This window comes from Longimicrobium terrae (genome assembly GCF_014202995.1).
GTDB lineage: Bacteria > Gemmatimonadota > Gemmatimonadetes > Longimicrobiales > Longimicrobiaceae > Longimicrobium > Longimicrobium terrae.
In genome coordinates this window covers 1-23,113 of sequence record NZ_JACHIA010000025.1, presented here as the reverse complement: position 1 = coordinate 23,113, position 23,113 = coordinate 1, and the positions used below count along the sequence as shown (strand labels likewise).

Here is a 23,113-nt window from a genome sequence, read left to right as displayed (position 1 = left end):
CAAACGGCCCGTTTCCGCCAGAAAGGGCCTGCGCGGAACCCTTGTCCGCGCGAGCTGGTACCAGCGCGCCTCGCCGCCCTCCCCCTGATCGGAGTCCGCATGGTGCGCCGCCCGTCTTCCCCACCCCGCCGCCTCGCCATCGTCCCGCTCCTGCTCGCCCTGATCACCCTGCTTTTCGCCGGGCCCGCGCGCGCGCAGGAGGTGCGGTGGGCGTCCGTGAGCGTGGGCGACGATCACGTGTGTGCGCTGGACGAGCAGGGCCGCGCCTGGTGCTTCGGCAACAATCACACGGCGCAACTCGGCCTCCGCACTCCCGAACGGTGCGGCACGGTGAGCGAGAGCGGCCGACGGGACTGCTACATGACTCCGAGCGCCGCGCCGCTGCGCGCGGGCGGCGACACGCGGTTCGCATCGGTCACCGCCGGGCGCTACCTCACCTGCGGAGTGGACGCGGAGGGCCGCGGCTTCTGCTGGGGCGCGGCCATCGGCGACGCGGACGCGTACACGGACCGTTGCCTGAACGGGACGGCTTGCAGTGTCCGTCCCCAGCCGCTGCTGCCGGAGCGCCGGCTGACCCGGGTGAACCTCAAGGCGCGCTGCGCGGTGGATGTGGATGGCGCGGCGCTCTGCTGGGGCGACGGCGCCCGCGCCGCCGGCCGGATGACGGAACCGTGGCCGGGGATGGCCTCCGCGCAGGTGGATGGCGATCCCGAGGCGCGGACGCTGTGCGCGGTCATGCGCGACGGACGGGCCTTCTGCCGCGGCGAAGCCGTGTTCGGCGTGCGCGGAACGGGGAGCGCCGATTCCGCGGAAGCGATGAGGCCCGTCGCCGCGGCAGAGCGGTTCGCGCAGGTGGCCGCCATCGGCAACTGGGCCTGCGGGCTGGATGATGCCGGGGCCGCGCACTGCTGGGGCGCCGCCGGCTACGGCGACGTGGCGCGCGATTCCGTACCGCGTCCCGGGCGTGAGCAGTGCGTGCGGTGGAGCGTCCGCACCTGGTGCAACCTGCGGCCGGCGCGCGTGGAGGGCGGGCAGCGCTTTTCCGGGATCACCGCCGCGGTCCGCGGTACGCTGCCCACGGTCTACGAGATGATCGGCGTGACGCCCGGGGGCGCGGCGTACGCGTGGGGCGGCGACCGGGTGCTTCGTCCTTGGCACGCGGAGGGCCGATGGCGGTCCGCCGCCGCCGGAGATTGGGGGCAGTGCGCGATTTCGATGGATGGCGATCTGTTCTGCTGGGGCAGCGATCCGAAGGGCGACGTGCAGGGCCGGATCCCGCATCCGGAGGCGCGCGCTAGATGACCGGCAATTCGCAGGGCGATGGTCGCAGATGGGAGAACGCGGTGCGCGCCGGATCACTCCGTGGGACAGGCGAGTTTCTGGGATGCGGCCCACAACACCGGGCGCGCATCCCCGATCGCGATCCGGGTCGCCGTGATGGCGGCACTGACCGCCATCGTGCCCGCCGGATGCGCACGGACGACCTTGAACGCGGCTCCCCAGCGCGACGCATCGTGGGTCGCGTACCAGTGCGAGAGCGGGCGCGAGGTGACGGCTTCGTATCCGGACGAGAGCACGGCGCGGGTGCGTTACCAAGGAGCGACCATCGCCATGAACATCGCCCTTTCCGCCAGCGGCGCGCGGTACACGGGCGGCGGCTACGAGTGGTGGACGCGCGGCTCGGGCCCGGGCTCCACCGGCAGGCTGAGCCGCTTCGCCGGGCCGGAGCAGACCGCGTCGGAGCCGCTGGAGGAATGCTCCGTCCCCGCCAGGTAGCGCACAGCGTATCCAATCCTGCCGCGAATCCGCCAAGCGCGCGCTGTCATCCGGCGTGAGCAACTGAAGTTGCCGCAACAGCAGCGAAACGCCTCGCGGACAGACCTGAGTCTTCATCTGCACGAAACCTGGATTTCCTGGTGTGAGTTCTCCCCTCTCCGTGCGGCAGTTTGCACGGGGAGGGGCCGGGGGAGGGGCCTCCCAGCCCGGCGCCAAGCGGACCATCCGGATCACATGAGAGGTGTCGAGCAACCCGGCCCGCTTTGATCCAACCTGCCGGCCGTGAATCTGAAAAAGACCTCGTACGCTGCCAGCATCCAAACTCCGCGTTCACAGCGGGCACTTTCATCCCGCCCGCGCGCCCGCTACTCTTCCGCCGTCCCGCGCCCCGCGCGCGCCCGCACACGACGACGCACGGCCGTTTCCGCAATCGAATGAGCGAGTACCGCCCGGAAAATCCCCTGATCGTGCAGGGCGACCAGAGCGTGCTGGCCGAGGTGGGCAGCCCCCGCTTCGCCGAGGCGCGCGACCGCATCGCCCCGTTCGCGGAACTGGTGAAGTCGCCGGAGCACGTGCACACCTACCGCATCACGCCACTGTCGGTATGGAACGCCTGCGCCGCGGGCACCCCGCCCGACGAGATCGTGGACGCGCTGCGCGAGTACGCCAAGTATCCCGTTCCGCCCGTGGTGGAAGCGTCCATCCGCGACGCGGCCACGCGCTACGGCCGCCTGCGCATCTCCCGCGACCCGGAGGGGCTGACGCTTACGGCCGATGAGCCGGAGCTGGCGGAAGAGATCGGCCGGGTGCGCGGGGTGGCGCCGTACCTGGGCGAGCGGCTGTCGCCCGACTCGTTCCGCGTCCCCTCCGCCGAGCGCGGCCGGCTGAAGCAGGCGCTGGTCAAGGCGGGATGGCCCGCGGAAGACCTGGCCGGCTACACCGCGGGCGAACCGCTCCCCATCTCCATGCGCGAAGTGACGCGCGAGGGCGAGCCCTTCACCCTGCGCACCTACCAGTCAGACGCGGCGGGCGCCTTTCACGCCGGGGGCAGCGAGCGCGGCGGCAGCGGCGTGGTCGTACTCCCCTGCGGCGCGGGAAAGACGGTGGTGGGGATGGAGTGCATGTCGCGCGTCGGCAGCTCCACGCTGGTGCTGACCACCAGCGTGACGGCCGTGCGGCAGTGGATCCGCGAAGTACTCGACAAGACGACGCTCACCGAAGACCAGGTGGGCGAGTACACGGGGCAGGCCAAGGACGTGCGCCCCGTCACCGTGGCCACCTACCAGGTGCTCACCCATCGCGACAAGAAGGATGCCGCCTTCAAGCACCTGGAGCTGTTCGACACGCGCGACTGGGGATTGATCGTGTACGACGAGGTGCACCTGCTCCCCGCCCCGGTGTTTCAGGTGACGGCGGCGCTGCAGGCCCGGCGGCGGCTGGGGCTTACCGCCACGCTGGTGCGCGAGGACGGGCGCGAGGACGACGTGTTCGCCCTGATCGGCCCCAAGAAGGCCGAGGTGCCGTGGAAGGTGCTGGAGGGACAGGGGTGGATCGCCACGGCGGAGTGCACCGAGGTGCGCGTGCCGCTCCCCAAATCGCTGCGCATGCCGTACGCGGTGGCCGAGCAGCGCGACAAGTTCCGCATCGCCAGCGAGAATCCCGACAAGCTGGCGGTCATCCGCCGCATCCTGGAGCGGCACCCGGACGAGCCCACGCTGGTCATCGGCCTCTACGTGGAGCAGATCGAGGGGATCGCGCGCGATCTGGGCATTCCCGTGCTCACCGGCACCACCGCGCAGCGCAAGCGCGACGTGATCTACAAGGACTTTCGCGAGGGGCGCATTCCGGTGCTGGCGGTGAGCAAGGTGGCCAACTTCGCGGTGGACCTTCCCGACGCGGCGGTCGCCATCCAGGTGTCCGGCACCTTCGGCTCGCGGCAGGAGGAGGCGCAGCGGCTGGGACGCATTCTCCGCCCTAAGAAGGGAGCCAACCAGGCCCACTTCTACACCCTGGTGAGCCGCGACACCACCGAGCAGGAGTTCGCCCTCAAGCGCCAGCTCTTTCTGTGCGAGCAGGGCTACGCGTACCGCATCGCGGACCCCAAGGACATCTGACGGATGAAGCTGGCTGAACTGGACTGGGAGGCGGTTCTGGCCGAACTGCCGCGCTGGGAGCGGCTGTCGGTGGAGGCGCGCCGCGCGTTTCTGCGCATCACCCCGGGCATCGCCATCTCCCCCGACGCGCTGGGCGCCGCCGCGGACGAACTGGTGGCGGAGGGGATGATCTTTCCCCCCGGGCCGCGCGGGACCAACTATCCCCACGCGCCGGAAGTGCGGCCGCTGCTGTCGGCGCTGCGGGCCATGCACCGCACCCAGCCGCTGGGCGGGGCCGGAGGGCGGCTGCCGCAGCGCTACCTGCAAGACCAGTTCACGATTGCCGAGGTGCAGGCGTTTGCGTCCCAGGGCGGCTTTCGCTACTGGGCCGACCACTCCCAGATCGCCGCGCTCGCCTCGTCGGTGGACTGGGTGAAGTCCTTTCTGGACGCGGGGACGGGCGCGGGCGCGGCGCGGTGGGCAAAGGCGCGGCAGAAGTCGACGGACGCGCAGCCCCTGGGCTCGCCCGCGGTGGCCCGGTCGCTCCGCGAACTGGTAGAAGCGCTCGCGGGGAGTCCCGCCGGCGCGCCGCTGGGCACGCTGGACGCGCTTCTGCCGAATGCCGTGCAGTCGACGCAGACCGCCGCGCTTGCCGCGGGGTTGCGGTACCTGCTCGTCTTTGCTTCGCTGGATGACCGGACGCTGGAGGCGCGGATCGGGCTGCTGCCCAACGTCATCCGGAAGATGGGCCCGCCGCCGTCTCCGCCGTCCGCGGTGGAGGTGAGCGCGGCGTGGGACGCGCCATTCCGGCTGACCGACATGACGACGGTGCTGGTGGACGCCGCCGTGGAGCCCCTTCCCGTGCGCGGCAGCGATGGCGGGCTGTACGTGCGCACCCTGCGCGCCCTTACCGCGCGGCTGCTTCCCGTGCCCGCGTGGGTGGAGGACTTTCTGCTGGCGCGGGTGCAGACCGGCGCGTACGTGGAGGCTCCCGCGGAGGACGTGGAAAGCCGGGCGGAACTCCGCATCACCGGCGCGCTGAATACGTTGTCCCGCATGGACTTCGCGGAGGTGAAGAAGGCCAGCGAGCGGTACCAGCTTTCCGCGCTGCCGCCGGGGCGCGCGTGGCTGGCGCTGGGCGAGGGGGAACGGCTGAAGCAGGTGCTGGACGCGGTGCGCGGTTCGGCGCAGCGGAACCCCGGCGACTGGAGCATCGGCACGGAATCGGTGGACTTCTTCGGCACGCGCTTCGGGTTCAGCGTCGCTGAAGATGTGGATCTGCGGACGTCGCTGGCCGCCGCGTTCCTGTCCATCCCCGCGGGGGAGTGGGTGGAGGCGGATCCGTTCATCCAGTATTACGCCGAGTCCGCGAACCCGCTGCTGGACCGGGCGGGGCCGCTCAGGCACCGCAACTCTTCGTACGGCGCGTCGCCATCCACCCGCGAAGCGTGGGAAGAGGTGTGGGCGCAGGTGCTGCTGGAGTTTCTGCGGCAGCGCCTCGTTCCGCTGGGCGGCGCGCGTCTGGGCCGGGGCCCCGGCGGAACCGCGTTCACGCTGACGGACGCGGGCCGCTACCTGCTGGGCGCCACGGACACCTTCTCCTTTGCCGCGCCCACGGAGGGCGACGTGCTGGTGAAGCCCGACTTCGAGATCGTCTTTCTTGCGCCCGCGCCGCGGCTGGAGGCGGAGTTCGGGCGTTTTGCCGAGCGCACCGGCAGCGGGGTGGGAACGCTGTTCCGCATCACCCGCGCGTCGGTTCTGCGCGCGGCGGAACAGGGGCTGGCGGCCGACGCCATGCTCAAGACGCTGGGCGCGGCGTCGCGCACGCCGGTGCCGGCCAACGTGGCGCGCCAGATCAAGGACTGGTTTGGCGCCACGCGCCGGGTGCGCGTCCGCCCCGCGGTGCTGGTGGAGTGCCCCGACACCGAAACCGCCGCGCGCGTCGCCGCGCTGGGGGGCGAGCAGGTGACGGCCATCACCCGTACCGTGCTGCGCCTGGACGGCGATCCCAGGTTCATCGCCACGCTCACCAAGAAGCTCCGGGCGCTGGGGATCTTCGTGCAGAGCTGAGGCTCATCCCCGTTCGCCATCCCTCCGATCTCCTCATCCCCATGGCGCTGTCCCGGCACCTGCTCGTCGCGCCGCTCGCGGGCGTGCTCATCCGCCGGGCGGTGGCGTACTGGGTGCTGCTGCACCTGATGCGCATCCTGATCACGGTGATGGCGGCGGCGTCTGCCAGGGTGCCCGTGGCGCCCGCGGACCTGCTCCCCGGCGGCAATCCGCTGATCGTGGCGCTCACCGTGGTGCTGGGCATGGTGGAGGCGCGGCGCCGGGATGAGGACCTGTTCCTGGCCAACCTGGGCTACGGGTGGTCCACGACCGCCCTGTACCTCGTGCTCCCCGCCCTCGGGCTGGAGGCCGCGTTCACCGCCGCGCACGTTGGATGGGGAACGCTGGCGGCCTATGCGGCGCTCCCGCTCGCCGGCCTCGACGTCGTGTTCCGGTCGTGAGCGGCACGGCGGAGACGCTCCTGGCCGCGGACTGCATCGGCAAGCGGTTCGGGGAGCGCGCCGTGCTGTCCGCGGCGACGCTGGCGGCGGACCGGGGCGTGGTGACGGCGCTCGTGGGACGGAACGGCGAGGGAAAGAGCACGCTGCTGCGCATCATGGCGGGGCTGATGGCGCCGGACCACGGCGTTCTGCGCGTCCGCGGCCAGGTGTACACGCGCACGCGGCTTTCGCGGCTGGCGATGCAGGGCGTATTTCTGCTTCCCGCGGACCGCTGCACCCTCACCCGCACCCTCACGTTGCGACAGCACCTGGATGCGCTGCGGCGCCGCTTCGGCCTGCCCCCGCGCGACGAAGTGCTGCAGGAACTGCGGATCACCCACCTGCTGGACCGGGGCGTCGGCACCTACTCCGGCGGCGAGCGGCGCCGCGCGGAACTGGCGCTGGCGCTGGTACGCGCGCCGGAGTGCCTGCTGGCGGACGAACCGTTTCTGGGCATCACGCCAGCGGATACGGAGCTGTTCACCGCCGCGTTCCGCTCGCTGGCGGCACGGGGATCGGCCATCGTGCTCACCGGGCACGAGGTGCCGTTCATCTTTGCCGTCGCGGACCGGGTGACGTGGATGACGGGCGGAAGCACGCGCCCGCTCGGCGACCCGGAAACCGCCCGCCGCGACTGGCAGTTCCGCCGCGACTACCTGGGCCTCGCCGCCCGCCCCGCACGCGCCTGACCCAGGTCGAGGTGGGCGGGCCGGGAAAAAGGGACCGCTGGCGAACGAGTACACTGGAAGAGCCATTGTCCCGCCTTGGAAAGCGGCGTAACGTGATGAGCATCAACAGCGATTCTCATCCGCACGCACCTGCAATGGAACGGCTGCGTTTCATGATTACTGGAAACAATGTTTTCATTTCCTACAGCCACGCAGACGTCGACTGGCTGAACCGGCTGCGGGTACACCTCAAACCCTTGGAACGAGACGGCGTCATTTCGCTTTGGGACGACACTCGTCTCCAAGCAGGCTCGCAGTGGGAGCAAGAAATCGCGGAAGCGCTCGCTCAGGCTGATGTTGCGATCCTGATGATCAGCGCGGATTTCCTGGCGTCAGACTTCATCACCAGGAACGAGTTGCCACCATTGCTTGTCGCAGCGGAGCAACGGGGCACGCGTGTGCTACCCGTGATCATAAGCCCGTGCAGATTCGAACAGACGCCCGCACTGGCCCGCTTCCAGTCCGTGAATCCGCCCTCTGAACCTCTCGTCAAGCTCCGCCGGGCCAAGCGAGAAGCGGTGTACGTGAAGTTGAGCCGAATCATCGAACAACTGCCGCAAAGTCGGCGAGCAGAGCCGGCAGAGCTTCTCTCGACCAATCCGGTTGCGAGCGGGACGCACGACATTGCAGTGCTGTTCAGCAGATACCGTGATCCCAAAGCGGAACTGCCTACCGCGGACGGTGAACGGGAAGCGATCGCAGAGTTTTTCCTCAACAGAGGGGAGACCGATGATTTCGTACGGATCCACAGCAGGCTGCGAAGTGATCAATCGAAGCTCCAGTTTGTGAATAGACTGCTGACACAGAAGGACTTCCAGCTGGCTATGACGATCGCCTGCAACATCCAGGATGCGGGCCATCTGCAGGAGATTACCCGGCAGGTTATTCATGCGGAGGCAACGGGTCTGCCCGAGTTCCACATGCTTGTCACCGAGCTTCTGCAGCGAAATCAAGCTGAATTCCGGAAGGTACTGACCGACCTGGTGGACGCGGGCAAGGGAGACTCAGCGCTGTTCAGCGAGTTGGCTGGAACAATGACGAATATGGCCGAAGCGAGGAAGGTAGCCGAATCTCTTGTGCAGAGACGCAGGGAATTAAGCCAAGGGCTACCACTTCTTGTGGGACTGATCGGCAGTCAAAATCGAGCTGAGCTTAGGAAGCTTGCGGTGACCTTCGTTCACAATGGCCTGCAACGCGGCGCCCTTTTTTATGATGCCCTGACGATCCTCGCAGCTGAAAACCAGCGCGAAGCGGAGAAGGTCCTGCAGGTCCTTATTGTCGTGGATCGAGAGCGCTACGAAGAAATTCTAGCCTCGGGGATCATTACGCAGGATGAGATACTCAAACGCCTTCGCTCGCTCGAGTAGCGGCCTTGGCCATTTCGGGCGGGCCAAAGCTCCCCGATCAATCGAACGGATGCCAATGAAAATTGCAGGGTGGGTCAGCCCGGCGGCTGTGGGTGCCCGGCCTTGCTTTGGGGAGTTGCACGACGGGAAGGCGCGTGCTAACTCCTTTTCGCCCACACGTTCCGTCGCCCGCGTGACCACCGCGTGATGCCCGCAAACACCATCCCGAGCCATCATTCCTGGCCCATTCTGCTCGTTCTGGCCGCCGTCCCGCTGGGGGGGTGCGGCGATTCATCGACGGGCCCCGCTCCCATCGCCAGCCTCGCGCCCGCCGACACGGTGCGCGTAACGACGTTCGGCGACTCCAACACCGACATGGCGTGGAGCTTCGCCGAGCCGCACGTCCTGGCGCGCTCATACGTGTCCGACGCACCGCCGCGCCCGTCCGCCGCGGCGGGCAACCACGGCGAGCAGCTGGCCGGACGCATGGAGTTGCGCTGGCGCGCCCTTCAGCCAATGCCGATCCGGGTGGTGAACCATGGCATCACCGGCACCACCACGGGGGGCGGCGACCACGGCGGTCCCGACCGCAACGGCAACGGTTCGCCCAACGCGCGCGCGATGGTGAACGGCATCACCCGTTTCCAGGCCGAGGTGCTGGGGATGGGCGCCCCGTGGTCCGGCGGGGAGCCGTTCGGCACCGCGTTTCCGCAGGGCGGCATTGTCCGTGTGAACGCGTACGTTCCCGACTCTACTGACTTTGCGTACGTCTCGCTGGGAACCAACGATTTCGGCAGCGGGATCGCGCCCGCGCGCACGATTCAGAATCTGGAGTGGATGATGGATCAGTGGATGGCGGCCGGGCACGCCGCCGACCACCTGGTTCTGACCACGCTGGCGCCCCGCCCGGGCCTTGAACAGGGCGACGCGATCGCGGAAGTCAACGCCGGCATCCGCGAGATGGCGGCCCGCACCGGGGCGGGGCTGATTGACCTGGGCGCGTTCGCGACGGCGGACGACGGGCTCAGCTGGCGCGCCCCGTGGATGCACATCGGGGACGGCGTGCACTACACCACGCCGGTACGCGACTGGATCACCGAGCAGATGGTGAGCTACATGGCCTCACGGATCCCGTCACGGAACGGCGCGGCCCCGCACCCGTGAGGACGCGCCGCCGCGGCCGTGGATGGGAATCGCGGCGCGGAACGTGAAAGGTTGGTTCAGGGTTGGGCGGGCAGATGCGCCTTCCCCGGATTCCTGAACGGATCATCGATGACAACGCAGCCCATTCTGCTGGCCGGCGGCACCGGCGACCTTGGCGGGCGCATAGCCCGGGCGCTGGTTGACCGCGGCGCGGCGGTGCGTGCGCTGGTGCGCCCCGGCGCGGCGGCGGACAAGGTGGCTCACCTGCGCGGGCTGGGCGTGGAGATCGCCGAAGCGGAGTACGACGACCCGAGGCGCTGCGCCGGGCGTGCACCGGCGCGGCATGCGTGGTGTCCGCGCTCAGCGGGCTGCGCGAGGTGATCGTGGAAGCGCAGACGCGGCTGCTGGAGGCGGCGGTGAGCGCCGGCGCACCGCGCTTCATTCCGTCGGACTTCGCCATCGACTTTACCACGCTGCCCCCCGGCTCCAACCGCAACCTGGATCTGCGGCGCGAGTTCAAGGAGCGGGTGGACCGGGCGCCCATCGCGGCGACGTCCATCATGAACGGGGCGTTCGCGGACATGCTGACCGGGGTGGCGCCCATCATCCTGTTCAAGCGCAGGCGGATTCTGTACTGGCAGGATGCCGATCAGCGGATGGATTTCACCACCAAGGACGACGTGGCCGCCTATACCGCCGCTGCCGCGCTCGATCCGTCCACGCCGCGCATCCTGCGCATCGCGGGGGACCAGGTGAGCGCGCGCGAGCTGGCCGCGCTCATGACGGACATCACCGGCGAGCGGTTCCGGCTGTTCCGCGCGGGCGGGCTGGGGCTGCTGGGCGTGCTGATCAAGGTTGCGCGCACCGTGGCACCGCAGCCGGACGAAATCTATCCGCCGTGGCAGGGCATGCAGTACATGTACAACATGTACAGCGGCCTGGGGGCCTTTCGTTCGCTGGACAACGGCCGCTACCCGGAACTGCGGTGGACGAACGCGCGCGACGTGCTCACCCGCCACTGACCGCTGTCCCTGAAAACATCGACACCCCCGGCGAGACGGACTCGCCGGGGGTGTTTTGATCGTCATCCAGGAACGGCTGCCAAGGGTCACGCGCCGCGGCGGAGGACGGAGCCGAACTCCTCCGTGACCTCCGTGCATCCTCCGTGGCCTCCGTGTGAAACGGCAGTTCCTCCCGATGCCGCGGACGAATCGGCCGAACAAAAAAGACCCGGGCCGCCAATGGCAGCCCGGGTCCTCGTTTCGTGCGATCCGCCGCTACTGCACGGATAGCGTGTAGCTGCCGTCCGCCACGTTGAAGCTGTTGGCGGCGATCACGTACGTGCCCGCGGACAGCGTGCGCGTGATGGCGGCGTCGCGGCCACCGCCGGAGTCGTTGTCCTGCGCAATCACCTGCGCATCGGACGACAGCAGGAACAGGTAGGCATCGAACGCCGACGAGCGCAGGGTGATGGTGACCGTGCGCGTGGACGACACTGTAAAGGCGTAGAAGTCGAAGTGCGTTCCGTCGTCCAGGGCGCAGTCGCTGGTGGACAGCGTTCCCGTCGCGGTGGAGCCGATGTTGATGGCGGTGATGGGGCACTCGTCGCCATCGTCCACCGGGGGAACCACCTGAAAGCTCTGCGTGTCGAACTCGCCGCCCACCTCGGCGGTGATGGCCACCGTCCCCAGCGACACGCCCGTGAGCAGGCCCGATGCGCTGACGGTCGCCACGGACGGGTTGCTGGACGTCCACTCGATGTCGTTGCGGTTCAGCGGCTCGCCGTCGTCGTCGTACGCCGTCGCCTGAAGCTGAAGGCTCTGGCCCACGGTGACCTCGGAGTCGTCGGCCTCGATGATGACCGTGTCTACGTTGGAGCCGCTGGTGCTGCTTTCGCAGGCGGCGGCGAACGCGGTGAACGCGAGGACGCAGAACGTCCGTACTGGGGTGCGGATCTTCATGATGGAATCATCGCGGGAAGAAAGGCCGGCGGGTTATCGGCCACCAAGCGCGAAATCTGCGCCACTTCCCCGCCAAACCGGCCCCAAACCCAAGGGATGAGACCCGTCATCCCGCGCACGCCGTCCACCTCGCCACCGCCCGCCGTTCATCATCCGCCCCGTGAAGCCCCAGCCTCGGACGCGCTCGTGCCGGCCGGAAACGATCAGGAATTATCGACAGCTTTGATGATTTCCGTGTGACAATCCGGATAGACCAGCAGAACGCCCACCAGATTTCCGGATGCATCTATGATCTTGTAGACTCCAGGTTGCAGAACACACTGCGAAGCACCCGCAGCGGCGGACGAAATTTCCGCAGCCCAGGCCTGTCGCCCCGTCAGCCCCAGACCCAGCGAAACCACGGAAAGCCCGATCACGATCCTGCCGATTGTCATTCTCATGAATCTGCTTGGTAACCCGTGATGGGGACGGAAGGGTGTTGCTCCCCGGGATTCCTGCACCATCAAACAAGGCATTCTGATCGTCGGAATTGCCGCAGGCACCGTTTCAGATGCGTACGACGACGACTCGCTGGACCCCGTTTTCGTCTTCGCGGATGTACGCGGCGCGCCCGTGTGGGCTGAACGCGTCCGGAAGCCGCCAGCCAGCGAGCGTCCTCAAGTAGCGGCCGGCCGGGGTGACGATGTCGACGCCGCCGCTCTGCTCCATCGACGGTCCAGCACGCTCGATCCACAGATTTCCCGCCGCATCCACGCCCATGCGGCGGATGACCGGCATGACATCCGCGAACTCCACATCCCGCAACTCCTCGCCAACACGGCGGAGGACGGGAGCCGGGATGACGGCGCCGCGCGGGCCCACGATGCGGATTCCGCCGCTGGAGGCCAGCGACTCCCGCCAATCCATCTCGTGTTCCCGGTCGCGCGCGGTGACGCGGCGCGGTGCGATGGGCCGCTGAAGCACGCGCAGCACCCGCCCGCTCGAATCCAGAATGCGGATGGCGTACGCCGTCCCGTCCGCGACCGCGACGCCGCCGTCCGCCAGCACCGCGAAGCGGAACGACGGCGAAAAGGCCGGTCTTTCGCGAGACCCCGCGCTCCCTGCCCCACGGCCGCGGGGCGTGCTCACGCTGGCCAGCGTGCGCGACGCGCCTGCGCCCGTGGGGATCCAGAGCAGCGTTTCTTCGCCGATCGCGTTCGCCCCGCCCGCCGCCGGATTGCCCATCGCGAGGCTGACCACGCCGCCGCGCGGATGGGGCGCGAGCGTCCGGCCCATCAGCGTGCCCACGCCCGGATAGCGGACCGAGCGCGCGCTTCCGTCCCGCCCGAAAATGATCAGCGCGCCGTGCCCCGCGTCGGAGACGATGACCTCGCCCGCGCGCGTGACGGCCATCTGCTGCGGAAGGGAGAACTCGCCCGGCCCCCCGCCCCGCCGCCCCAGCGTGCGCACGAACCGGCCGGCGGAGTCGAAGACGGCGACGCGCGCGTTCACGCGGTCCAGCACGTACAGGTTCTCCGCGCCGTCGAACGCCACGCCGGCCACCCCGCCGAACACGTCCGCTCCCCGCCCCTCCGCCGCGCCCACGGCATGGAGCTGCCGCGCCTCCCGGCGCAGCGCTTGGTCGCGTGCGTCCATCCTGACCACCGGCTGGGAACCCAGCGGCGCCGTTGCGACCACGAATGCGCCGGCGACTGCGGCGAGCCACATCGAAATCGTCCTCACCGTCTCCCCAGTCCTGAATCAAGGACGCCCAGCACGCGAGCACAATAGGACATAAAACATGAATAGCTGGGTCGGGACCGGTCCGCAAGATCGTTGGTCCGGACGCGCCGCACAGGTTTACGGGCACCCGCCAAACCCTGAACCAACCCTCAATACGACAGTAGTTGACGAGAGCGGTTGATTTCACTAACCGCGCATTCCATGCACCTCTTCTGTCCCACCTGCCCGATGTGCGCCCCACTCGGGCCACCGAAGCAGCAAGTGAACGCATGACGCCAGATCCGCTGCATCTGTGATACGTCGCAGATACTTAGGTTGATTGCGAAGCCGGGCCGTACCCGAAGGAATCCCGCTTGCACCCCCTTTGTGCCGGAACGCTCCCCAGTGCCGGCGCATCCTGACCCGCCGCTTGCGACTTCCCCTTCCCATCCCCGAACGAGACCGGCTCAATCCCATGCGAACCCATCGCAGTGCCTCCGCGGCCGCTCTGGCGACCGTCTGCCTGTTCGCCGCCTGCGCCACCGCGCAGGGCCCCCGCCCGGGCGGCGCGCCCGCGCCCGCCGCCGCCAACCCCTGCGCGTACCGGCCCATCAACGTCGCGCCGCGCAGCCAGGGCGGATACGGACAGGAACCCTTTCGCAACCCGCCGGAACTGCTCGCGCGCAACGGCGTGCTGACCACCGACCTGCGGGTGCAGTACACGGACAAGGCCACCACCTCCATCGGCGGCTGCCCGGTGCGGCTGCGCAGCTACAACGGCGCGCTGGTGGGCCCCACCCTGCGCGTGCGGCCGGGCGACACCATCGCCCCGCTGCTCAACAACCGCCTCCCCGCCGAAACCCCGGCCCAGGTGCGGAGCCAGTTCCTGCAGGAAGACACGGTCGCGTTCCTGGACATGCGGCCGTACTCGTTCAACACCACCAACCTGCACACGCACGGGCTGCACGTTTCGCCCAACGGCAACAGCGACAACGTGCTGCTGGCCATCCCCCCGCAGGACACCCTGCGCTACAGCATCGCGCTTCCGGCGGACCACACGCGCGGCAGTTACTGGTACCACGCGCACACCCACGGCTCCACCGCCATCCAGGTGGGGAGCGCCATGGCTGGCGCGCTGGTGGTGGAGGACGATCCCAACACCATTCCCGCCTCGCTGCGCGCCGCCAACGAGCGCGAAAAGGTGCTGGTCATCCAGACCATCCTGTACGACACGGCGGGCGAATCGGAAAACATCGCCGCCTTCTTTCCCGACGGCAGCAACAGCCCCGCGCTCTGCGCCCAGGGCTCCCCCAACTGCACCTGGCTCAGCTCCAACCGCCAGGTGACCATCAACGGGCAGATCGTCCCCGTCATCCGGATGCGGCCGGGCGAGGTGCAGCGGTGGCGGCTGGTGGACGGCTCGTTCCGCGAAACCATGGCGATCCGCCTGCAGGGCCACGCGCTGCACGAGATCGCCACGGACGGCCTGTACACCGGCCGCGTGGACACCTGGCGCGACGGCCAGCCCATCATCCTGTATCCGGGCTACCGCAGCGATGTGCTGGTGCAGGCGGGCATGCCGGGCCGCTACCAGCTGGTGGACGATTCGGCCAGCGCGGCCAAGGGGCTTCGCGGCGTGGCGGAAGACGCCAACCTGATCGCCATCCTTGAGGTTGCGGGGCCGCGCGTGCCCATGCGCCTTCCCACGACGGCGGAGATGGCGCCGCTGGCCCCGTTCGCCGGGGTGGACCTGTCCACCACCGCCACGGGCGTGCAGGAAGCCGTCTTCAAGCTCGGCAGCGGAATGCAGTCCGCCAATCCGCGCAACTCGTTCGAGATCAACTACTCCGCGTTCAACGAGAGCCGCACCCGCTACCTGGAGCTGGACAGCATCGACATGTGGTCGCTGACCACGGTGGGCGATCCCGCGGCGGTGCAGGGCGGCAACGGAATCCCGCCGCTGCCGCACGTGTTCCACATCCACATCAACCCGTTCCAGGTGTCGCGCACGGGGCCGGACGGGCGGGCGCAGTGGGTGTGGAAAGACACGCAGTTCATCCCCGGCGGCGACACGGTGACCGTGTACACGCAGTACACCGACTTCACGGGGAGCTTTGTGATCCACTGCCACATCCTGGACCACGAGGATCTGGGGATGATGGAAACGGTGGAGGTGGTAAAGGAGATGCCGCGCCCGCACCCGCGCCCGGACGGCGCGCCCGCCGGACACGCCCACGGATCGCACTGAGGCCAGGGAGAACATCACCGATGGAGCAGAACGCAACGACGCGCTGGGAGCGCGTCCGGCAGATCCTGGACACGGCCGCGGGCGCCAGCACCTCCGACTACGGCGGCGTGGGCCGGCCCTGGCACTTGACGCTCGGAGAGCTGGCGGCGGTGGAAGTCTACGGCGTCCGCATGATCGCCCCGGCCGCGAAGCCCGCCTCCGCCGCCAAGACGGGATGTGGCTGCGGATGCGCGGTCACCGCGGAGCGTCCGGACGGCGCGGTGGTGGGCGCGGAGTTCCCCGCCCACCCGGGCCGGGGCGCGGCCAGCGGCCTGGTGCGCGGCATCCGCGGCCAGGCGCCGTACGACGGGTCCGTCTTTCCGCGCCTGCCCTGGGGCGGCGCCGCGGTGGCGGACGAGGACGCGCAGTTCATCAGCGACTGGATCGACGACGGGCTCCCGGGGGACGACCGCGAGTTCTCCGTGGCCGCCACCGCGGAGGCGGAGGGCGCGGCGGGAACGGTGCGGCTGGACGCGGCGCCGGTGGAAGCCGTCATCACCCGCGTGTACGGCGCGCAGGAAGAGGCGCGCCCCGCCCCGGGCGAGCTGCGGCAGCGGGTGAACCTGGACTGCATGACGCCGCACCAGGTGGAGGAGCTGCGTACCGCGTTCCGTGAACTGTACGCGCTGAACAAGTGGCCGGCGGACCGGCGCAGCTACAACAACATCGCCCTGATTCACCAGGACCACTGCCAGCACGGGTGGGAGCGCTTTCTTCCCTGGCACCGCGTGTACCTGTACGAGTTCGAGCAGGCGCTGCAGGACGTGGTGCCCGGCATCAGCATGCCGTACTGGGACTTCACCATGCCCCAGTACCGCCCGGAGTGCCCGGACAAGGGGCAGATCATCCCCCTATCCTATCAGGCGTACCTGACCGGCGCCGCGGTGGACTGGCTGGAGTACGACGCCGACCCCGCCCTGCCGGCGGAGGTGGCGGAGCGCGTGCGCGGAATGACGGGCCGCCACTACGCCTCGCTGTTCCGGTTCTTCACCGCGATGAAGACGGAGTTCGGCGTCGCGGAGGAGTACACCCAGGGCGAGTACCGCAACCGGTTCATCGACGCGCTGATGGACGTGAACTCGCTGTGGTACCCGCTGCGCTACCCGGCCGAGTACAACAGCAACGGCAAGCCGGTCACGCTCAACCAGAAGGTGCACTACCACTATCCCACCGCGGGCGACATGGCGCAGATCATGGCGCTGCGGACGTTCCGCGACTTCGGCGGGGGGAGCCTGTACAACGACTCCTTCGGGTTTCTGGACCAGAACCCCCACAACACCATGCACCTGTGGACGGGGGGGATGAACCCGGACTATCCCGGCGCGCTGGACCCCGCGGGGGCGGCGGCGCTGGCGGGGGACGCGGGGACGTCGCGCAACCGCGCGGTGCGCGTGCAGGACCGGCGCATCCACACGCGCGAGGACATGCATGTGCAGCAGCAGTTCGGCGACATGTTCAGCAACCTGACGGCGTCGTTCGACCCGGTGTTCTGGCCCATTCACGTGAACATCGACCGCGTGTGGGCCGAGTGGCAGCAGCTGAACCCCGCCGCCAGGCCGGCGGACCTGGATTCGGTGCTGACGCCGTGGAGCTACACCATGGCGGACACGCTGGACATCTCCCGTTTCGGCTATGAGTACGTGAAGAGCACCTGCCTGATCCCGGTGGGCGCCGAGATGCCGGTGGGCCGCTTCGTCTCCCGCCCCATCACGGTGCCGGAGCCGGTGCGCAGGGGATTCCGCTCGGCGGAGGTGCGGCTGCACCGCGTGCCGCAGCTGGACCGCTCGTGCTTCGTGCGGGTGTTCCTCAACCTGCCGGACGCCAACGCCGACACGCCCATCGACCATCCGGCGTACGCCGGCTACCTGGCCATCTTCGGCCACGGCGAGTGCATTGGCGGTCCGGGGCACTGCCGCGTGCCGGAGCGGCGCCCGTTCGACCTTCGCCCGCGCAGCCACAACACGCCGCGCAACCACCGCGTCAACGTCACCCAGACCGCCGCCGACCTGGTGCGCAAAGGCGCCAGTTCGCTGCAGATCACGCTCGTCACCATCGGCGCGGACTTCTGCGAAGACAACGAGCTGCTTCGGCTGGAAAGCGTGTCGCTGAACTTTCTGGACTAGGAGGGGAAGTGCGTGAGTGCGGGGTGCGTGAGTGCGTGAGTGCGCCTCCAGCGGAGGATCCGGCCCGGTCAGCCCGCCTGACCGGTGCCGGCCACCCGCGCCGAAGCCGACCGACCGCCATCCGTCGCACTCACGCACCCCGCACTCACGCACTCACGCACTTCACTTTCGCACTTCCTTCACTTCCGCGCCCATGCCGCCCATCTACCGAATCCACCCCGCCATCGGCATCGCCCGCCTGGGGAACAGCCCGGATGGCTTCTACATCTCGCCGGAAGCGCCCGCCGCCCTCCCCATCGCTTGCGACGCGGCGGGAAACGCGCGCCTGTCGCCGGATGGCAGGACGGAGCAGACGGTCACCGCCTTCAAGGACGAAGAAGGCCGCGTAAAGCGCCAGGCCGCGCGCTTTCAGATCTACGTGTATGACGACGAAAGCCCCCAGGGACGCCCGCTGCACCTGGGCGACGGGGTGGCCGGCGGCGGCAACCAGGGCACCTTGGTGGACGTGGAGTGGCGCGTCTGGCCGGCCAACAAGAAATCGTCATGGTACGAGTTCAAGCAGCAGGAAGGCGAGCACGGCTACGCCAAGGACCACCCGCGCCGCAATCCCGGCATCAAGGGCAAGCACGCCCGCCGGCAGCTGATGATCGACCCCGGCCCGCGCACGGTGAACACGACCACGGCGCGCGCCGCCCGCTTTGACCGCGACGGCGGCAGCCAGTACGCCACCGTCTTTCCGCCCAAGCTCAAGCCGCATTCCATCGACACGCTGGGAGAGATGCGGACGGACGACGCCGGGCGCCTGATCTTTCTGGGCGGCCACGGTAACGCGGGGACGTGGAAGTACGGCGATTTCGGGCAGCCGCGCATCGACCACTACGCCAACAACGACGGCTGGTTCGACGACACCAGCGACGGGCCGGTGATGGCGCGGCTCGTCATGCAGTCCCCCGCGGCGGAGGGGTCGCTGCGCTACGTGGACGTGGAGTATCCCGCGTGGGTGATCTGCGGATATCCGGGCTACGTCCCCGAGATCCTGGACATGATCACCATGGACGAAGTGGTGGAGGACCTCAACATCCGCCAGTTCGCCACGCGCACCGACATGTACGGCCAGTCGGGCACCTTTGGCGCGCCGCAGCGGGTGAGCGAGTCCGATCCCGAGGCGCTGGCCATGTGGCGCGCGGGGCGGCTGCAGTGGAATCCGGACTACCGCCCGTGGTTCTACCGCGACATCTGGAACATCCTCTTTCGCCCGGACGAGTTCAGCTACCTGAGCGACATCCTGGGCCTGTCCAACTTTCCGCACAACCAGTCCACCCGCGGCACCTTTGACCCCGACAAGCTGGGCGTGCCGCCGGAGGTGAACTGGAAGCGCGTGCGCGAGGCCGAGGCCGCGTGCATCGAGCGGCTGCGCACGGGCGACCTGTTCGTAGAAACGCTGCAGCCCACGCTGGACGTGCTGGAAAAGCAGGCGCAGGCGGAGCTTGCCGGCGCCCGCGCACGGTCCGGCCAGGCGGCGGGGGAGATGGAGGGCGGCCTTCCCGGGCTGCTGACGGAAGACACGGCGGATGCGCTCCGGGCCGCGGTGGCGGCGTACGTGGCCGCGCTGGCGGGCGCCGCGGGCGAAGGCGGCACCGCGCGGCTCGACCCCATGACCGCGCCCGACGCGCTGGCCGAGGCGGGGACGGCGGCGCAGCCCGTGGGCGAACTGGTGGGCGAGGGCGCGGCCGCGGAGCCGGGGATGCACCCCGGCGACACGGCCGGGCTGGACGGCTGGCTGCGCGCGTTCCGGCAGGCGGGCCCGCGCCCGGAGCTGGCGGAGGCGCGCGCCCGGCTGGACGGCCGGGTGGACGAACTGCTGGCTCCGCTGGGCCAGGACCCGGCGGACGGGCGGGACGCGGGCGGGCAGCTCTTTCGCGGCGCGCCGCGGATGGCGGATGCCGCCGCGGACGGACCGGGCGCGGAGGGCGAGAACCAAGCGCGTGCGCACATGGGCGCCGGCCTGCGCACCGCGCTGCGCGACCACCTGCGCAAGCTGCACACGGGGCGGCTGCTGGAAGAGTGCCGCGAGGCCGCCATCGTGGCCAACACGCACGACCCCAACCGCGCGTACCGGCAGTTTCTGTTCGATCTGCTGCGCCCGCCCGGCGAGGAAAATCGCTTCTTCGCCGGCGGCAGCCCGGAGATGCGCACCCACAACCTGCCACTCATGCCGCTGCTGGCGGGTGACAATCCCATCAGCAACACGCTCACGTCCAAGTTTCTGCGGCTGACGGACACGCAGTACTTCCTGCTGCGGCAGTGGGCGGCGGGGCGGTTCTACAACGAAAAACGCGAAGGGTGGGGCGACCCCGACCCCTGGGCGCCGTACGCCGGCTGGGTGAACCGCACCGGGCGCGACCTGGACCGCGGCGTGTTGAGCAACATCGTGGGCGGCGCCTTCTGCCCCGGCGGCGAGGTGGGCTGGGTGATGAGGAATCCCTCCATCTACCAGCGCCCGTGGCGCATCAAGGCCGATCCCGCCTTCTACGTCTTTCAGGAGACGGCGGCGCAGAGCAACACCGGCACCGGCGCCAACGAGCCGGAGTTCACCTCGTACATCTCCAAGCCGCTGGGGCACAAGAACGACTTCGACGTGGGACTGCAGCCGGGAGACCTCACCAAGTCCATGGCGCTCCCCTGGCAGGCGGACTTCAACGAGTGCTCCACGCAGAGCATCGACGTCACCTACGCGCAGTGGAACGTGCTGTATCCCGAGAGCGACGGCGACTCGGCCATGACGCGCGGCCAGCGTATGTGGGAAACGCTGTGGTGGCCCGCGCACCGGCCCATGGACGTGTTTTCCGCCAACGGCCCGCTGAGCCCCACCGCGGACTACCAGTGGGGCGTGTGGGCCCGCGGGGTTCCGCAGACCAAGGAGGGCGACCTGAAGATGGTTACGGAGTGGTGGCGGCTGGGCTTCGTGATCCGCAACCCGTTCGCGCAGCGCAACATGCTGGGCAACATCGTGCCGCCGCCACCCATTCCGCCGTACGTGAGCACCGAATACACCCCTCGCAATCAGGAGAACGACGAATGAGCAGCCCCAACCCGTTCGTGGGAAGCTGGACCTACCGCAGCTTCTACAACGACCCGGAATTTCATCTGGACAAGGACGGCAACGACGACTTCAACGTGCTGCAGCTGGGCTTCGGCACGCTGGTGATCGAGGAGGGCGGGCCGGAGATCCTGGCCGGCACCATCGGCGGGGACGGATGGTCGCTGGCGCTGCAGGGCTCCATGGCGCCCGGCAACCCGGGACAGGTGCGCTTTCAGGGCAAGGGCGTCATCGGCGGCAACGAGTGGATCTACGACTACATCGGGTGGCTGGTGCCGGCGTGGCCCAACGGCGTGCAGCAGCGCCGCGCCATCGTGGGCTCCATCGTCCGCACCATCCCGCACCCCTCCAGCGGGGGCGGAATCTCGCCCGCCGGCGTGGTGGGATCGTGGTACGCCGTGCTGCAGGACTGATGGTGCGGGAACGTGTGGATGTGGCGATCGCCGGAGGCGGCCCCGCGGGGTGCGCGGCGGCGATCACGCTGCGCGCCCACGCGCCCGGCCTGTCCGTCGCGCTCATGGAGGCGTCGGACTACGCCGGGCCGCGCGTGGGCGAAACGCTGCCGCCGCCCGCCACGGAGATCCTGGAGCACCTGGGCGTGGCGGAGGCGTTCGCCGGGCAGTGCCATCACCCGGCGTACGGAACCGCCGCGGCGTGGGGCTCGGAGCGGGCGCATGAGAACGACTTCGTGTTCCACGTGCGGCAGGTGGGATGGCACCTGGACCGCGGCGCGTTCGACGCGATGCTGGCGGACCGCGCGGAGGCGGCGGGCGTTCGCGTGCTGCGCGGGGCGCGGGTGGCGGAGGCGGCGCGTACGGAGGATGGATGGCGATTGTCGCTGTCCACCGGGGCGGCGGTGGACGCGAGGTTCGTGATGGATGCGACTGGCGCCGGGGCCGCGCTGGCCCGGCGCGCGGGCGGCGTCCGGTCGGTCGCATTCGACCGGCTGGCGGGGTTCGTCCGCTTCTTTCGCCAGCCCGATGGAGGGACGCCGCACACCCTGGTGGAGGCGTTCGAGGATGGATGGTGGTACACGGCGCCGCTCCCGGACGGCCGCCGTGTGGTGGCGTGCATGACGGATACGGACATCGCGCGGGGGATGCGGCTGCACCGGGGCACGGCGTGGCGCGCGCTGCTGCGGAGGAGCGCGCCGCGGGTGATGGAGGCGCTGGACGGCGCCGCGGCGGAGGGCGAGCCGCTGGTCCGCGCCGCCCGCTCGCGCCGGCTGACCGCCGCCGCGGGGGAGGACTGGCTTGCCGTGGGCGACGCGGCGTCCACGTTCGACCCGCTCTCGTCCCAAGGGATGACCAAGGCGCTGCGGGGCGGGATCTTTGCCGCCTACGCCGCGGGCGACCTGCTGGCCCGGGGCGACGATGCGGGAATCGCGCGCTACCGCGACTTCATCCGCCGCGAGTTCGACGGCTACCTGGCGTCACGCGCCCGCTACTACGCGGACGAGCAGCGCTGGCCCGCGCACGAGTTCTGGCGCCGCCGCCACGCCCCCGTCCGCACCTCGGCGATCGCGGCCTGACCGCCGTCTCCCGCGGACCCGCCCGCCCGCTGTCCGATTCCGATCGGCCGGAGAAGGCTCTGGCCGCGCGGAAAACCGTCGTCGCGCTGCCGTCGGGGACGCGCACCCGGGCTGCCGCCGCAGTCCGCGAAGGCGTAATACCATTCACCTAAGCACCTCGACGACACGCGGGTCGATCTTCTCAGACGGCTCGCTCCGGCGCCGGACGGGGTAGCGGCTCTGCTTGCGCTTCACGCCCCGCTTTGCCTTCCGGTGGCGACGCTCGCCGACGTCCACGTCCAGAATCTCTTCCAGCACGGCTTCGTGGTGCCGCATCCACCCCCGAGGGGGGAAGGGCCGCGAAGCCCGGCAGGGTTCGGCGGACCACGTTCACCGTGTGGGTAAAGGATATCCGGTCCGGATCCCGCCCGCCCCTCAGCGCCGCCTCGTGCATCAGGCCGCGCAGAGCGAAGTGGGCCAGAAGGATTCCGTACACCTCCTGCCTGACCAGCTCTGGCGTCTGGCTCCGCAGCACCGTCCGCGCACCGCGCAGGTGCGTCTTGAACTCGTCCAGCGCGGTCTCGAACTCCCACCGCTCGTGGTACAGCGTCGCGAGTTCCTGTGCCGGCGCGGCCTCGGGGTCCAGGATCGAGGTGATGATCCGGATGTTCTCCCCGCCGCCCGAGACCCGATATTCGATCACCCGCACCGGGATCGGCTCGCCCACGGGCCCGCCCTTCGCCCGGCTGGGCTGAAAGTGGCTGAGCCACGAGCCGTCCGGCAGCCGCTTCTCCAC

17 protein-coding genes and 1 pseudogene are annotated in these 23,113 nt (G+C 69.6%); 14 read left to right on the top strand and 4 right to left on the bottom strand.

Annotated features, from left to right (window positions below; translation table 11 throughout):
• Positions 1 to 102: 102 nt before the first annotated feature.
• The 9 genes and pseudogenes from HNQ61_RS25110 to HNQ61_RS25070 all read left to right on the top strand — a co-directional run bounded on the left by HNQ61_RS25110 (position 103) and on the right by HNQ61_RS25070 (position 10,657).
• Positions 103 to 1,302: an RCC1 domain-containing protein gene (locus HNQ61_RS25110; RefSeq protein ID WP_221239730.1), complete on the top strand. Its 1,200-nt coding sequence runs from the start codon at positions 103 to 105 to the stop codon at positions 1,300 to 1,302.
• A gap of 135 nt (positions 1,303 to 1,437) precedes the next feature.
• The gene (locus HNQ61_RS25105; protein ID WP_170038543.1) at positions 1,438 to 1,776 is read left to right on the top strand and encodes an MliC family protein; all 339 of its coding nucleotides are present in this window, start codon (positions 1,438 to 1,440) and stop codon (positions 1,774 to 1,776) included.
• 434 nt (positions 1,777 to 2,210) lie between these two features.
• Positions 2,211 to 3,890 (top strand): DNA repair helicase XPB, encoded by a 1,680-nt coding sequence (locus HNQ61_RS25100; RefSeq protein ID WP_170038545.1) that lies wholly within the window; start codon positions 2,211 to 2,213, stop codon positions 3,888 to 3,890.
• A 3-nt stretch (positions 3,891 to 3,893) separates the two neighbouring features.
• Positions 3,894 to 5,939 carry a helicase-associated domain-containing protein gene (locus HNQ61_RS25095; RefSeq protein WP_170038547.1) on the top strand — a complete coding sequence of 682 codons (2,046 nt, stop codon included), beginning with the start codon at positions 3,894 to 3,896 and terminating at the stop codon, positions 5,937 to 5,939.
• Positions 5,940 to 5,980: 41 nt separating this feature from the next.
• Entirely contained in the window at positions 5,981 to 6,379 is a 399-nt protein-coding gene (locus tag HNQ61_RS25090; RefSeq protein ID WP_170038549.1) for a hypothetical protein, read from the top strand.
• On the top strand, positions 6,376 to 7,107 hold the full coding sequence (locus HNQ61_RS25085) for an ATP-binding cassette domain-containing protein (protein WP_170038552.1): 732 nt from the start codon (positions 6,376 to 6,378) through the stop codon (positions 7,105 to 7,107). Before HNQ61_RS25090 ends, HNQ61_RS25085 begins: the two co-directional genes overlap by 4 nt.
• A gap of 95 nt (positions 7,108 to 7,202) precedes the next feature.
• Positions 7,203 to 8,513, top strand: a complete 1,311-nt coding sequence (locus HNQ61_RS25080) for a toll/interleukin-1 receptor domain-containing protein (RefSeq protein ID WP_170038554.1) — start codon at positions 7,203 to 7,205, stop codon at positions 8,511 to 8,513.
• Positions 8,514 to 8,699: 186 nt separating this feature from the next.
• Positions 8,700 to 9,656, top strand: coding sequence for an SGNH/GDSL hydrolase family protein (locus tag HNQ61_RS25075; RefSeq protein WP_170038556.1), 957 nt, complete (start codon positions 8,700 to 8,702; stop codon positions 9,654 to 9,656).
• A gap of 108 nt (positions 9,657 to 9,764) precedes the next feature.
• Positions 9,765 to 10,657 (top strand): annotated as a pseudogene (locus HNQ61_RS25070) (NmrA family NAD(P)-binding protein).
• A gap of 255 nt (positions 10,658 to 10,912) precedes the next feature.
• On the opposite strand, the gene HNQ61_RS25065 reads toward HNQ61_RS25070, so the two are convergent.
• The 3 genes from HNQ61_RS25065 to HNQ61_RS25055 form a co-directional block, all read right to left on the bottom strand.
• Positions 10,913 to 11,596 (bottom strand): Ig-like domain-containing protein, encoded by a 684-nt coding sequence (locus tag HNQ61_RS25065; protein ID WP_170038558.1) that lies wholly within the window; start codon positions 11,594 to 11,596, stop codon positions 10,913 to 10,915.
• A 203-nt stretch (positions 11,597 to 11,799) separates the two neighbouring features.
• Positions 11,800 to 12,030: a hypothetical protein gene (locus tag HNQ61_RS25060; RefSeq protein WP_221239729.1), complete on the bottom strand. Its 231-nt coding sequence runs from the start codon at positions 12,028 to 12,030 to the stop codon at positions 11,800 to 11,802.
• Between the two features lie 112 nt (positions 12,031 to 12,142).
• On the bottom strand, positions 12,143 to 13,303 hold the full coding sequence (locus HNQ61_RS25055) for a 6-bladed beta-propeller (protein WP_183685848.1): 1,161 nt from the start codon (positions 13,301 to 13,303) through the stop codon (positions 12,143 to 12,145).
• Between the two features lie 469 nt (positions 13,304 to 13,772).
• On the opposite strand from HNQ61_RS25055, the gene HNQ61_RS25050 reads away from it, so the two are divergent.
• The 5 genes from HNQ61_RS25050 (at position 13,773) to HNQ61_RS25030 (ending at position 22,338) form a co-directional block, all read left to right on the top strand.
• Positions 13,773 to 15,545 carry a multicopper oxidase family protein gene (locus tag HNQ61_RS25050; protein ID WP_170038564.1) on the top strand — a complete coding sequence of 591 codons (1,773 nt, stop codon included), beginning with the start codon at positions 13,773 to 13,775 and terminating at the stop codon, positions 15,543 to 15,545.
• 20 nt (positions 15,546 to 15,565) lie between these two features.
• Positions 15,566 to 17,707: a tyrosinase family protein gene (locus HNQ61_RS25045; protein WP_170038566.1), complete on the top strand. Its 2,142-nt coding sequence runs from the start codon at positions 15,566 to 15,568 to the stop codon at positions 17,705 to 17,707.
• 193 nt (positions 17,708 to 17,900) lie between these two features.
• Entirely contained in the window at positions 17,901 to 20,789 is a 2,889-nt protein-coding gene (locus tag HNQ61_RS25040) for a LodA/GoxA family CTQ-dependent oxidase (RefSeq protein ID WP_170038568.1), read from the top strand.
• Positions 20,786 to 21,220, top strand: a complete 435-nt coding sequence (locus HNQ61_RS25035; protein ID WP_170038570.1) for a hypothetical protein — start codon at positions 20,786 to 20,788, stop codon at positions 21,218 to 21,220. The genes HNQ61_RS25040 and HNQ61_RS25035 overlap by 4 nt, the downstream gene beginning before the upstream one ends.
• Positions 21,220 to 22,338: an NAD(P)/FAD-dependent oxidoreductase gene (locus HNQ61_RS25030; RefSeq protein ID WP_170038572.1), complete on the top strand. Its 1,119-nt coding sequence runs from the start codon at positions 21,220 to 21,222 to the stop codon at positions 22,336 to 22,338. Before HNQ61_RS25035 ends, HNQ61_RS25030 begins: the two co-directional genes overlap by 1 nt.
• A 181-nt stretch (positions 22,339 to 22,519) precedes the next feature.
• Here HNQ61_RS25030 and HNQ61_RS25025 read toward each other — a convergent pair.
• On the bottom strand, positions 22,520 to 23,113 hold a 594-nt coding region (locus HNQ61_RS25025), incomplete at its 5' end, for a transposase (RefSeq protein ID WP_221305281.1).

Excerpts from the sequence above, each read along its gene's own strand:
- HNQ61_RS25095 (WP_170038547.1), top strand. The coding sequence starts at position 3,894 with ATGAAGCTGGCTGAACTGGACTGGGAGGCGGTTCTGGCCGAACTGCCG.
- HNQ61_RS25060 (WP_221239729.1), bottom strand. The coding sequence starts at position 12,030 with ATGACAATCGGCAGGATCGTGATCGGGCTTTCCGTGGTTTCGCTGGGT.
- HNQ61_RS25030 (WP_170038572.1), top strand. The coding sequence starts at position 21,220 with ATGGTGCGGGAACGTGTGGATGTGGCGATCGCCGGAGGCGGCCCCGCG.
- HNQ61_RS25045 (WP_170038566.1), top strand. The coding sequence starts at position 15,566 with ATGGAGCAGAACGCAACGACGCGCTGGGAGCGCGTCCGGCAGATCCTG.
- HNQ61_RS25055 (WP_183685848.1), bottom strand. The coding sequence starts at position 13,303 with ATGTGGCTCGCCGCAGTCGCCGGCGCATTCGTGGTCGCAACGGCGCCG.
- HNQ61_RS25105 (WP_170038543.1), top strand. The coding sequence starts at position 1,438 with ATGGCGGCACTGACCGCCATCGTGCCCGCCGGATGCGCACGGACGACC.
- HNQ61_RS25090 (WP_170038549.1), top strand. The coding sequence starts at position 5,981 with ATGGCGCTGTCCCGGCACCTGCTCGTCGCGCCGCTCGCGGGCGTGCTC.
- HNQ61_RS25040 (WP_170038568.1), top strand. The coding sequence starts at position 17,901 with ATGCCGCCCATCTACCGAATCCACCCCGCCATCGGCATCGCCCGCCTG.
- HNQ61_RS25065 (WP_170038558.1), bottom strand. The coding sequence starts at position 11,596 with ATGAAGATCCGCACCCCAGTACGGACGTTCTGCGTCCTCGCGTTCACC.
- HNQ61_RS25050 (WP_170038564.1), top strand. The coding sequence starts at position 13,773 with ATGCGAACCCATCGCAGTGCCTCCGCGGCCGCTCTGGCGACCGTCTGC.
- HNQ61_RS25100 (WP_170038545.1), top strand. The coding sequence starts at position 2,211 with ATGAGCGAGTACCGCCCGGAAAATCCCCTGATCGTGCAGGGCGACCAG.
- HNQ61_RS25080 (WP_170038554.1), top strand. The coding sequence starts at position 7,203 with ATGAGCATCAACAGCGATTCTCATCCGCACGCACCTGCAATGGAACGG.
- HNQ61_RS25075 (WP_170038556.1), top strand. The coding sequence starts at position 8,700 with ATGCCCGCAAACACCATCCCGAGCCATCATTCCTGGCCCATTCTGCTC.
- HNQ61_RS25035 (WP_170038570.1), top strand. The coding sequence starts at position 20,786 with ATGAGCAGCCCCAACCCGTTCGTGGGAAGCTGGACCTACCGCAGCTTC.